Here is a 12,313-nt window from a genome sequence, read left to right on the forward strand (position 1 = left end):
TGATGGGAAGGTATAACTATTTATTTAGTTAAAAAACTAATATTTTGGCTGAATATTAACGGGCTGCGGCACGAACTTCAGTCGGTTGCCCAATGAAGTGGTTTAGAACAGATTTTGAGTCGATGTACAGGGTGTAGAGACGCAACATTTTGCGTCTCATCGTTGAACGGACCAGCTGAACAACGTCAGCAACGACGAGACGCAAAATGTTGCGTCTCTACACCCTGCACAGCAACCTGAAAACCGCTATAGTTGTCCCAAAAAAGTGGTTCAGGAGGGGGCTGTAGCACGGGGAACATGCCGGGAGGGAGTGGTGTTGAAAAAGTACTTCGGGCCGCCGCCGTTGGCGGGCCCCGGTTTCTTTCCTGCTAACTCTTTCTCGTGTCGAAACCCTTCGTTTCCCGCTTTTTTGCGCCCGGCTGGGCTGGGCTGCTGGTGTGGCTACTGGTGCTGGGCGCCGCGCCCGGCTGCAAAAGCAACTCCCCCGAACCGGGGGCTGACCCCACTGACGCGCCCGCGTCGCCCCCAACTACCGCGCTGGTCGGCAGCACCTTCATCGGCGAATACACCCCGGCCCAGCTCGCTGCCCGCGTGTCCGATATTCCGCTGGTGGGCTCCCTGGCGCGGTACTCCGTGAAAGTGTACCGCCTCACCTACACGACTCGCAACACTGACGGGCAATCTGTCACGGCTTCCGGGGCGCTGCTGGTGCCGGTGGCGCCTGCGGCGGTGCCGGTTATCAGCTACCAGCACGGCACCCTGCAGCCCGACGAGGAAAACCGCGCCCCCTCGTACTATAGTCCGAGCAGCGAAGTCTGGTCGGCGGTATCGGTGCTGTCCGCCACGGGCTACGTGGTGTCGGCACCCGATTATATCGGGTACGGGGCCTCCAAGAGCCTGCCGCACCCTTACGAGCACGCCGCCTCCCTGGCTTCGGCTTCGGCTGATATGCTGCGGGCGGCCCGCGAGTTCTGCGCCAAGGAAAAGGTGAATGTCAACCAGAAAAACTTCCTACTCGGCTACTCCGAGGGCGGCTACGCCACCATGGCCCTGCACAAGCTGCTGGAGGAAAAGTACGCCACCGAGCTGCCCGTGACGGCCAGCGCCCCGGGGGCCGGGGCTTACCACAAGTCGGCCTTCGCCAGGTACATCATCGGCTCCACCCAGCCCCTGAATTTCCTGAGTACCTACGTGTGGGTACTGCGCACCTACGACCGGGTGTATCAGCTCAACCGGCCCTTCAGCTACTACTACCAGGAGCCCTACGCCACCCGCCTCCAGGCCGACCCGTTCAGCGCCGTGCCCCGGCAGGCGGCCGAGCTGTTCGCCCCCGGTTTCCGCCAGGCCGTGCTCACCGATTCCGACGCGTCCCTGACCGCCTCCCTGCGCGCCAACGACCTCCACGACTGGCGGCCCCGGGCCCCGCTGGCCCTCTTCCACGGTACCCAGGACGACTACGTGCCCTACTTCAACTCCCAGGACGCCTACAACGCCATGAGCGCCCGCGGCGCCACCAACGTAGAGCTACGCCCCATCCAGGGCGGCACCCACTTCACCTCCGCCGCCCCCTACACCCTGGCCGCCTACGCCTTCATCTCCCAGTTTTAAAGGTGAGATGGTGAAATGGTGAGTTGATGTTCAACGGCCCTAACTGCGCCACTTGCGCAGGCAGGGCCGTTGAACATCAACTCACCATTTCACCAACTCACCATCTCACCATCTCACCATCTCACCTTCAGCCACGCGCCGCTCAGGGCGGCCAGTCCGCCGACCAGCCCCGCCAGCAGGCCCCCGAGCAGCACCAGCAGCCAGGAGTTGCCACCCAGCGGCAGCAGCGTGGCCAGGCGGGTGGCCAGCAGCTGGGCACCGTGGGTGTTCAGCCAGGCCGCCGGCAGCCACCAGCTCAGGGCCACGCCCAGCAGGCCCGCCAGAAACGCTGCCCCGGCGGCCGCCCGTCGCCAGGCGGCCAAGCCCAGGCACAGGGGGAGAACTACCCACCACGGCAGCCAGAGCTGGGCCAGAGTGGACAGCAGGAAAATCAGCAGGAATAGCAGCAGGAAGGGTTTCATGGGTCGGGAGCCGGGAATTCCCAGGGCTGAAACCCTGGGCTATGCAGTGAGAAAAGTCAGGGAGTGAGAACGGAATTGCTGCTCCGTAGCCCAGGGCTTCAGCCCTGGGGACGCAGGCCGTAAAACGCTACTGCTCCAGCCGCCAGGCGGCCTGCAGGCGGGGATGGTTTTCGTCGGCGGCGCGCAGGAATACCAGCTCATCGAGCTGGCCGGTGCGCCAGCTTTCCAGCATATCATCATAGTAGCGGGAGGCCGGGTTGCCGCTCTGGCCACCGGGGAAGATGCCGTAGGCTTTCACCTGCGGGCCCAACGCTACTACCATCCGCCAGGAGGGACCATTGCGCGCGGAGGTGGCATTTACGGTGCCGCGGCTGCCGGCACACACAATGTCCTGGTGGCCAAAGCCCGTCAGCTGGGCCAGGTGGTTGATGTCGGTGCTCTTCTGATTAGCCCAGGCCCACTTCGGCCCCAGCGGCCCGAACTTGCGGGTCAGCGAATCCACGGCGGAATGCAGGGAAGCCGCCAGTAAGTCCTGCACGGTTTCCTTCTGCGGCGTGCGTCGGTCATCAATCCAGGGGCTGGCTCCCTGAAAACAGTCGGCCTGGCTGCCGGATTGCGTCAGTAGCAGCCGATTCGTTCGGTCTTGCGAGGGAGGGCGCATTTCCAGGCCGGTAGTCGCCTTTCCAAAGTCATCATCCCAGAGGCGTTTCACTAGCTCTTGGTACCACAACTCGAATATGGTAGCGGCCACGGCGTCGGTGGTGTAGTGGTAATTCCACCGGGCCAATGCCTGCACGGCCCGGGCTTTTGGTGAATTGGGTCGGAGCGGCGGGGCGGCACACTTCGGGGCACCTGGTGTGGCGGGAGTAATGGTAGCCAGCATCCACGGCAGCATGGTTTGGGCATTGATGCCGAGGTTGTCATTCTGCAAAACCCGTAGCGAGTCGGCGGTGGCCTTCTTCAGCCGGGCCAGCTGCTGGTTGATGCGGTGGCCCCGGTCCCAGGGAGCGTAATCCCAGCCGATGTAGTACGGGTAGTCGGGGCCGGCGGAATGCTGGTTGGCCGACGACAGGAAGCCGCGCGCCGGGTTCTTCGCCCGCGGCGTCTGGCTCATCGGAATCCAGCCCTGCCAGTCCTGACGGGCATCAGAGCCGTCGAGGATGAACTTGCCCTGGTTGGGGTACTTGAGTGGGTAGCGGCCGTTGGGCCGGATGGCAATGTCGTTCTGGTTGCTGGCGAAAATGAAGTTCTGGGCCGGCGAGGCGTAGGTGCGCAGGGCTTGGTCGTAGTCGCGGTAATTGCGGGCGTGGTTGAGCTTCACGAAGGCCAGCACCTCGTCGGCCCCCTCGTGGGCCGTCCAGCGCAGGGCGTGTTGGGTGGGCGTCTGCGGGTTGAAGGGCTTTTCGTCGTGGTCGTACACGATGGGGCCGTGGTGGGTGTAAAGCACCGTGTCGAGGCGGTCGGGGAGGCCGCGCACGGCTAGGCGCTCCACTACCCGGCGCACCGGCTTCCAGCGGCCGTCGTGCCAGTATTCGCGCCGCGCGGCGTCCTTAAATTTCAGCTGGTACCAGTCGAGCACGTCGCCGCCCACGTTGGTCACGCCCCAGGCCACGCTTTCGTTGAAGCCGATGATGACGGCCGGCGCGCCCGGAATCGTGACGCCGTACACGTTCTGGCCGGGGGCGCTGAGCTGAATCTGATACCAGATGCTGGGCAGGTTGAGCTGCAGGTGCGGGTCGTTGGCCAGCAGGGGCAGGCCCGAGGCCGAGCGGCTGCCCGCCACCGCGAAGTTGTTGGAGCCCAGCTCGGCATCGGGCTCCCGCTGCGGCACCTTATCCGACAAGGCCGCCGCAAACGGGGCCGGGGCCGCCGGCACCGGCAGCGGCTTGAAATCCAGGGGCGTGCCCACGGGCACTATCGGGTCCTCGCGCCAGGGGTAATCAGGGAACAGGTCGTTCACCACCTCGGGGCCGTATTTGCGCCGGATGTTGCTCAGGCGCAGGTCGTCGGAGCGCCCGCTCAGGTCCCAGGCCATGAGCTTGAGCAACAGGGCGCACTTGAGCGGCTGCCAGGGCTCAGGCGCGTAGTCGAGCAGCTTGTATTCAAACGGGTACTCGGCCGGACTCAGTTGGCCGATATAGGCATTCACGCCCGCCGAGTACGACTCCAGCACGAGCCGTGTCGTGTCGTTTTTGAGCATCTCCCGCAACGAGTTTTCGGCCCCGTAGGGCAGGCCCATGCGTCGCTGAAACCGGTCGTATTCCAAGGTCCGGGGGCCCACCACTTCCGAAATGCGGCCGGCTGCCACCCGGGTCATGAACTCCATCTGCCAGAGCCGGTCGCGGGCCGTGAGGTAGCCCTGGGCGTAATACAGGTCGTGGTCGTTCTGGGCAAACACGTGGGGCACGCGCCGGTCATCGAAGCGCACCCGCACGGGCTGGCGCAGGCCGGGCAGGTGCAGGGTTTGCCGGGCGGGGAAGTCGGCGGCCGTTTCGCCGTTGCGCCAGAAGCCCCGGTAGGGGCTCAGCAGCCGGGCCACGGGCGGCACGTCGCCCTGTTTGGTGTTGAGCACCCAGGCCAGTACTATGGCCACCAATAAGGCCAGTCCGGCCTTCACATAACGCAGCATAAGCTATCCTAAATTCGCGGAGGCGGAAGGTAGCAAATGCTGCGTTACGGTAGGCGCTTACTGCCCCAGATAAGCCCGTAAGCCGAGGTCGAGGGCAACCGCACCCCTGTCACCGCCGGTGAAACCTCCCCGTTGGTAAGAGACCAGTGCCTCCAGCCCAATATTAGGCGTCACGAAATAGGTGTAGCCTGCTCCAAGGCCGGCCAGGTAGCCGACCTCGGTATTGCCGCTGGTTCTGACAATAGTGTCAATGCCGTCATAATAGGATCTGGTGCCGCGGTACTTATTGGCGAGTATTCCTGCCTGCACCTGTGCAAACACGCGGTGGCGGCTCTCGGACGGTACGTAATAGCGCAACCAGGGCGTCAAGCCGATGAATAGCTCATGCCCTTTGTTTACGGTGGATTTGAATTTGTAACGGCTATACCTAATAGGCGTCATCAGGCCGTAGGCCCAGTTATCGGCGAAGAATTTGCCAATCGATGGCGTGAGGCTGATTTCTAGTCTGGATCGAAAGTCGTCGGAGCTGTAATACATGTCGTTGGCCGAAACACCCAACACCCGGGTTCCTTTGGTAGTCGTGCTCTGGGCAACTGCAGGTGTAAGGGGCAAAGCCGCCGCGACGATAAGCAGGCGAAAAACCTTTTTCATCAGGAATGAAATAATGGATGAGAAATATGAAGCAGTGGGATATCTGACGGATTGATAAAGGCTCCAACGTACAGTCACTACCGAATCTGAGCAGATAGCTACGAAGCGAGACGCCTGGTCAAATATCATGCCTCCGATATGCAAATTCTTTTTCGTGCAAGAATGATCGGAAAAGTCAAGCTGAAACGCGAAGCTAACAGAGCGTTTTTCAGCCGGAGCCAGCCGGCTAGTTCTTTGGCAGGTACACCCGCAAGCCCAGGCTGAGGCCCAGCGCGCCCCGACCAAATTCCTGGCTGTTCCCGCCGTTGCGCTGGTAGGCCAGCAGGGCCTCCAGACCCACGGCCGGGGTTATGAAATAGGAGTAGCCTAACCCGGCGCTGGCCAGCAAATACGTGTCGGTGCTGGCTTGATCTCCGTTTCCGTAGTAACCGGCCTCTTTTCGGCGGTAACTGTTGAGCACCCCGCCGACGCTCAGCTCTCCGAATACGCGGTGCCGGCTTTCCGAAGGAAGGTAATACCGGAGCCAAGGCAACAACCCCACACTCAGCCCCCGACTGCGGAATTCATCCGACCGTGCTGCGAAACGCGAGTAGCTGAACGGCACATTGACTCCCAGGGCCAGATTATCGGCCACGAATACACCTGCTGTCGGGGCCAGCGTACCACTGAATCCTGTTGCAAAATCGTCGCGCTGCAGCGTGAAGTTGCCGCCGCTCAGGCCCAGTACGCGGGTGCCCTGGGTGGTTTGGGCCTGGGCTACAGAGCCGGTCAGCAACGCGGCCGCCAACAGCGGCAAAGGGATAAATCGGGTCATCGGTAGGAATAGATAAGTGGAAAAGTGCGCGAATAACGGCTTTTAAAAACGAAAATTGCCCTGCCAGCCCCGATTTTTACGGGCCGACAGGGCAATTGGCAAGCAGCCAGGAGGTACAAGCGAAGCGCTCCGGCTCCCGGCCTTACTGTTTCCAGCCGCCGCCCAGAGCGCGGTACACGTTTACAGAAGCATTGAGCTGCTGCATCCGGGTTTCGATCAGGTCGAACTTGGATTCCAGGGCGTCGCGCTGGGTGAAGAGCACTTCGGTGTAGTCGGCGCGGGCGGAGCGGAACAGGCTGCTGGAAATGGTGCTCGACTGGTTGAGGGCCTGCACGGCCCAGGCCTTTTCGTTGTAGCTCTGCTGCAGGTTATTGATGCTGGCCAGCTGGTTGGCTACTTCCACGTAGGCGTTTAGGATGGTGCGCTCGTAGTGGTAGGCGGCCTGAATCTGCACGGCGTTGGCGTTGCCGTACACGGCCTTGATGCCGTTGCGGTTCACCAGCGGGGCCACCAAATCACCAGCCAGCGAGTACAGCATCGACTCGGGCGAGGTGAACAGCAGCCCGGGCTTGAAGGCTCCGAAACCGGCCCCGCCCGTGATGCGCAGCGCCGGGTAGAAGTTGGCTCGCGCAATCTGGATATCCAGCTTGGCGGCGGCCAGCTGCTTTTCAGCCTGCCGGATATCGGGGCGGTTTTGCAGCAGTTGGGCCGGCACGCCGGCCTGCACCGGGGCGGGCAGCAGTTCATTAAACGCCGCCGAGTTGCGGGCAATGGGCTGGGGGTAGCGGCCGGCCAGGAAGTTGAGGCGGTTCTCGGTTTCGGTGATGCGCTGCTGAATGTCGTACTGCAGGCTGCGGGTGGTGTGCAGCTGCGCCTCGAAGCGCTGCACGGCCAGCTCGGTGGTGCGGGCCGATTCCTTCTGCAGCTTCACCAGCTCCAGGGCGTTGGTTTGCAGCTCGATGTTCTGGCGCACGATGGCCAGCTGATTGTCCAGGCCCAGCAGCTCGTAGTAGGAAGACGCAATTTCGCCAATCAGGTTCGTGACCGTGAAGTTGCGGCCTTCCACCGTGGCCAGGTAGCGCAGCGCGGCCGACTTGCGGGCGTTGCGCAGCTTGTGCCAGATATCCACTTCCCAGCTGGCAAACGCCCCGATCTGGTAGTTGGGCAGCGGGTCGGGGTTGCGGTGTTCGGGCCGGATGCGGATGGCTTCCTCGGTGGCTCCCTGCAGCGTGTTTTTGCTGGCTCGCGCCGTTTCGGCCTTCACGCCCAGGCCCACGAAGGGCAGGTACTCGCCCTTGCGGATCTGCACCTCGTTGCGGGCAATCTGAATTTCCTGCAGCGAGATATTCAGCTCCTGGTTGCGCTGCAGGGCCGTATCGATGAGGCCCACCAGGTTGGGGTCGGTGAAAAACTGCCGCCACTGGGTGCGGGCGGTGTTGGTGCTATCCGTGGTGGTGGTGGCGTAGGTGGTGGGTACCGGGCGGCCGGCGGCCTTGGTGGCCAACTCGGGCATTTTGCACGCGCCCACCGACAGGGCCAGCAAAGCGGCGCTCAGGCCTTGATAGAGGCGTTTGTTACGCATGACTGTGGCTCGGAATTTCTTCATCAACGAATACGTGCGGCTCAAACTCCGACAGCGGGTTTTCATTTTCATCCTGGATCAGCTTGCGGCCGGCGGACAGCGTACCAAAAATGTAGTACAGGCCCGGCACGAGGATTACCCCGAACACGGTGCCGAACAGCATGCCGCCCAGCGCCGCCGTACCAATGGTGCGGTTGCCGATGGCGCCCGCGCCGTGGGCAATAACCAGCGGAATCAGGCCGGCAATGAAGGCGAAGGAGGTCATCAGAATCGGCCGGAAACGCACTTTCGCGCCTTCAATGGCCGCTTCGCGCACCGTCATGCCTTCCTCGTGCTTCTGCACCGCAAACTCCACAATCAGCACGGCGTTCTTCCCTAGCAAACCTACCAGCATCACCAGGCCCACCTGGGCGTAGATGTTGTTAGCCAGGCCCATCATCTTAATGAGCAGGAAGGAGCCGAAAATCCCGGCCGGCAAGCTCAGAATCACGGACAGCGGCAGCAGGAAGCTCTCATACTGCGCGGCCAGCACCAGGTACACGAACACAATCACGACCAGGAAGATGTAGATGGCCTCGTTGCCGCGGCTCACCTCGTCCTTCGACAGCCCGCCCCAGTCGATGTCGTAGCCGCGGGGCAGGGTTTTGGCGGCTACTTCCTGCACGGCCTTGATGGCCTCGCCGGAGCTGTAGCCCGCCGCCGCATCGCCGCGGATGGAGGCCGTGGGGTACATGTTGTAGCGGTTGATTTCGTTGGCGCCCTGGCCCTTCACAATCTTCATGAAGGCCGACATCGGCACCATTTCGCCCTTGTCGTTCTTCACCCACATATCCAGGATGTCCTTGGGCAGGCGGCGGTACTCGGGCGAGGCCTGCACGAACACCTTGAAGAAGCGCTGGTACTTGATGAAGCCCAGCTCGTACGTCGAGCCCACCATGATGCTGAGCGTGTTCATGGCGTTGCCGATGCTCACGCCCTTCTGCATGGCCAGCTGGTTGTCAATCTGCAGCTCGTACTGCGGATAGTTGGCCGAGAAAAAGGTGAACAGCCCGGCCAGCTCCTTGCGCTTCTGCAGGGCCGCCATGAACTCCTCGTTCACTTTTTCCAGGGCCTTGTAGTCGCCGGTGGCGGTTTTATCGAGCATCTGGAGCTGGAAGCCGCCCGCCGCGCCGTAGCCCGGTACTGCTGGTGGCTCGAAGAACTCGATGGTCGCGCCGGGAATTTCCTTGGCTTTCTCTTCGAGGGCCATAATCACGTCGTGCACCGATTCCTTGCGCTCGTTCCAGGGCTTGAGGCTGATGATACAGGTGCCGGCGTTGGAGCCGCGGCCTTCGGTCAGAATCTCGTAGCCGGCCAGCGTGGAAATGCTTTCGATGCCGGGCACTTTCTCAGCCAGCTTCTGCAGGCGCTGCGAGAGGTCGTTGGTGCGCTCCAGGGTGGAGCCGGGCGGCGTCTGGAGCACGGCGTAAATCATGCCCTGGTCTTCGGCCGGAATAAAGCCCGAGGGCAGGGTAGTGGAGATGCCGAAGATGCCCAGCCCGAAGGCAATCAGCACCAGGAAGGTGAGCACGCGGCGGTCCACCACCTTTTCCAGCAGGTTGGTGTAGCGGCCGGTCAGGCGCTCGAAGCCGCGGTTAAACCAGTCGATAAACCGGTTGATAGGCGTTTTCTTCTTGGGCTGGCTGGGGTCGTGCTTTTTCAGGATCATGGCGCACAGCACCGGCGTCAGCGTCAGGGCCACAATGCCCGAAATGACGATGCTGGCGGCCATGGTAATCGAGAACTGGCGGTAGAAAATGCCCACCGGCCCGCTCATGAAGGCCACCGGCACGAACACGGCCGTCATCAGAATGGTAATGGCAATGATGGCCCCGCTGATTTCGCCGATTACCTCGCGCACCGCGCCGTAGGGCGAGAGGTGCTTCTCCTCCATCTTGGCGTGCACCGCTTCCACCACCACAATGGCGTCGTCCACCACAATGCCAATGGCCAGTACCAGCGCAAACAGCGTAATCATGTTGATGGTGAGCCCAAAGGCCTGCATGGCCATGAACGCGCCCACCAACGACACTGGCACGGCAATAATCGGAATCAGCGTGGAGCGCCAGTCGCCCAGGAACAGGAACACCACCAGGGCCACCAGAATAAAGGCGTCGCGCAGGGTGTGAATTACGTTTTCGGTGGAGGCGTCGAGAAAGTTCGACACGTCGTAGCTGATCTTGTAGTCCATGCCGGGGGGCATAGTTTTCTTGAGCTCCTCCAGCTTGGTTTTCACGCTCTTAATCACGTCGAGGGCGTTGGAGCCGTAGGTCTGCTTGAGCATGATGGCCGCCGAGGGGTAGCCGTCGAGGTTGGAGTAGATGTCGTAGAACTCCGAGCCCAGCTCCACGTTGGCCACGTCCTTCAGGCGCAGGGTTTCGCCGTTGGCGTTGGCCTTGATGATGACGTTCTTGTACTCCTCCACGTCGTTGAAGCGGCCCTTGTAGGTCAGCACGTACTCCAGCGCCGAGGCCTCTTTGCCGTCGGAGCGGCCGATGCGGCCCGGTGAGCCAATCACGCTCTGGTCGTTGAGGGCTTCCATCACGTCGTCCACCGACAGGTTGTAGGCCCGCATGCGGTCCGGCTTCAGCCACACGCGCATGGCGTACTGGCGGGAGCCCAGAATGCTGGCCCGGCCCACGCCATCAATGCGCTGGATTTCGGGCAGCATGTTCACCCCGGCAAAGTTGAAGAGGTACCGCATGTCGGTATTCTTGTCTTTGCTGTAGAGGTTGACGTACATGAGCATGTTGGGCACCACGCGGTTCACCACCACGCCCTCGCGCTGCACCAGCACCGGCAGGCGGTTCAGGATCTGGGCGATACGCGTGTTTACGTTCACCACGGCCTGCTCGGGGTCGATGCCCAGGTTGAAGACAATCTGGATGTTGGCCTCGCCGGCCGATACGGCGTCGGAGGTCATGTACTTCATGCCGGGCACGCCGTTGATGGCCTGCTCCAGCGGAATCAGCACCGATTCGGTGAGCACCTTGGCGCTGGCGCCGGGGTAGGCCGTGCTCACCATCACCATCGGCGGCGAAATCTCGGGGAATTGGGACGTGGGCAACGTATTGATTGCCAGAATGCCCAGGAATAGGATGACCACCGAAATAACGATGGCAAACACGGGGCGACGAATGAATTTACTGAACATAGCTGATGAGTTCAGTTGTTAGTTGCTGGTTGTCAGTTGTCAGTGCGCACGGAATCCCGGCACGAGCTAACAACTGACAACCAGCAACTGACAACTATTCTGAATACACTTTCAGGTGCGAAATCACCGACTTCGGCTCCGCGTAGGTGAAGCGGATCTTGTCGCCTTCCTTCACCTTGCGGATGCCTTCGAGCATGATGTTGTCGGTGGCTTTCAGGCCGGCCGAGATGATGTAGAGGTCGGGCATTTCGGACGCCACGGTTACCTCGGTCTGGTGCACCTTGTTCTTGGCATCCACCACGTACACGAACTTCTTTTCGAGCACCTCGAAGGTGGCTTTCTGCGGGATGATGACGGCGTTTTTGAGCGGCACGGTCATCAGCACCGAGCCGGTTTCGCCGTTGCGCAGCAGGCCGTCGGGGTTGGGGAAAGTGGCCCGGAAGGCAATGTTGCCGGTTTCGTTGTTGAAGTCGGCCTCGATGGTCTGCACCACGCCGGGGTACTTGAACTCCTCGTTGTCGGCCATGCGCAGCTTCACCTTGGTTTCGGCTTCGGTGCGGGCGTGGGCTTTGTAGGCCAGGTACTCGGCCTCGGGCACGTTGAAGTACACCCACATCTTGCTGTTGTCGGAGAGGGTCGTGAGCAGGTCGCCCTCATCCACCAGGCTGCCCAGCCGGGCCTGGAAATGGTCCATCATGCCGCTGAAAGGCGCGCGGATGGTGGTGAAGTCGAGGTGGGTTTTGGCCAGCCCTACTTCGGCGTTGGCTTTGTCGAGCTTGGCTTGGGCCAGCGCCAGCTCGTTTTTGGATACCACGTTCTTGTCGGCCAGCAGCTTGGTGTTCTGGTACTCGATGCCCACGTAGTTGGCCTCGGCCTTCGACTTCTGCAGCTCGGCCTTATACACCATCGGCATGATCTGGAACATGAGCTGGCCCTGCTGCACGCGCTGGCCTTCGTCCACGTAAATCTTCTGCAGGTAGCCTTTCTCCAGCGCCCGCACCTCAATATGCTGATAGGCGTGAATCTGCGACACGTATTCCTTGGTGACGGTCGTGTCCTTCTGGAGCGGGCTGGTGACCAGGAACTTCACCTGCTCCTCTTTCTCCTTGTGTTCTTTGGAGCAGCTCGTGCCGCCCGCCACTACGCCCACGCTCATGAGCGCCAATAAAAACCTTCTTTTCATATGCGTATTGCGTGCCATCCTGATTGAATGACACAAAGCAACCGCCGACTTCATGAAGGCCGTGTGAAGCCGAAAATTCTATTTGAGGCTCAGCGCGAACTAGGCGGCGGGCAATCCCCGCGTCACTTTGCGCCATCGGCCGGTGGGCAAGCCGGAGGTGGTGTTAAACGGCGCTGCCCGCCGCGCTGCACC

At 61.6% G+C, this 12,313-nt stretch carries 8 protein-coding genes; 1 reads left to right on the top strand and 7 read right to left on the bottom strand.

The genetic code is table 11. From position 1 onward, the window contains the following. Nucleotides 1–381: 381 nt before the first annotated feature. On the top strand, nt 382–1,608 hold the full coding sequence (locus KLP40_RS07825) for an alpha/beta fold hydrolase (RefSeq protein WP_215593215.1): 1,227 nt from the start codon (nt 382–384) through the stop codon (nt 1,606–1,608). Between the two features lie 113 nt (nt 1,609–1,721). Here the strand turns inward: KLP40_RS07825 and KLP40_RS07830 are convergent, their stop codons facing one another. The 7 genes from KLP40_RS07830 to KLP40_RS07860 all read right to left on the bottom strand — a co-directional run bounded on the left by KLP40_RS07830 (nt 1,722) and on the right by KLP40_RS07860 (nt 12,121). Further along, a complete protein-coding gene (locus KLP40_RS07830; protein WP_215593216.1) occupies nt 1,722–2,069 on the bottom strand; it encodes a hypothetical protein in 348 nt (115 codons plus the stop codon). Nucleotides 2,070–2,196: 127 nt separating this feature from the next. After that, a complete protein-coding gene (locus tag KLP40_RS07835; protein WP_215593217.1) occupies nt 2,197–4,698 on the bottom strand; it encodes a penicillin acylase family protein in 2,502 nt (833 codons plus the stop codon). Nucleotides 4,699–4,755: 57 nt separating this feature from the next. After that, entirely contained in the window at nt 4,756–5,349 is a 594-nt protein-coding gene (locus KLP40_RS07840; protein WP_215593218.1) for a hypothetical protein, read from the bottom strand. Between the two features lie 226 nt (nt 5,350–5,575). Next, complete coding sequence (locus KLP40_RS07845; RefSeq protein WP_215593219.1) at nt 5,576–6,163, bottom strand: hypothetical protein; 588 nt, start codon at nt 6,161–6,163, stop codon at nt 5,576–5,578. A gap of 142 nt (nt 6,164–6,305) precedes the next feature. Next, nucleotides 6,306–7,745 carry a TolC family protein gene (locus KLP40_RS07850; RefSeq protein WP_215593220.1) on the bottom strand — a complete coding sequence of 480 codons (1,440 nt, stop codon included), beginning with the start codon at nt 7,743–7,745 and terminating at the stop codon, nt 6,306–6,308. Next, complete coding sequence (locus KLP40_RS07855) at nt 7,738–10,938, bottom strand: efflux RND transporter permease subunit (RefSeq protein ID WP_215593221.1); 3,201 nt, start codon at nt 10,936–10,938, stop codon at nt 7,738–7,740. Before KLP40_RS07855 ends, KLP40_RS07850 begins: the two co-directional genes overlap by 8 nt. Before the next feature lie 94 nt (nt 10,939–11,032). Next, complete coding sequence (locus KLP40_RS07860; RefSeq protein ID WP_215593222.1) at nt 11,033–12,121, bottom strand: efflux RND transporter periplasmic adaptor subunit; 1,089 nt, start codon at nt 12,119–12,121, stop codon at nt 11,033–11,035. Nucleotides 12,122–12,313 lie beyond the last annotated feature (192 nt).

The organism is Hymenobacter piscis (assembly GCF_018760735.1).
Taxonomy (GTDB): domain Bacteria; phylum Bacteroidota; class Bacteroidia; order Cytophagales; family Hymenobacteraceae; genus Hymenobacter; species Hymenobacter piscis.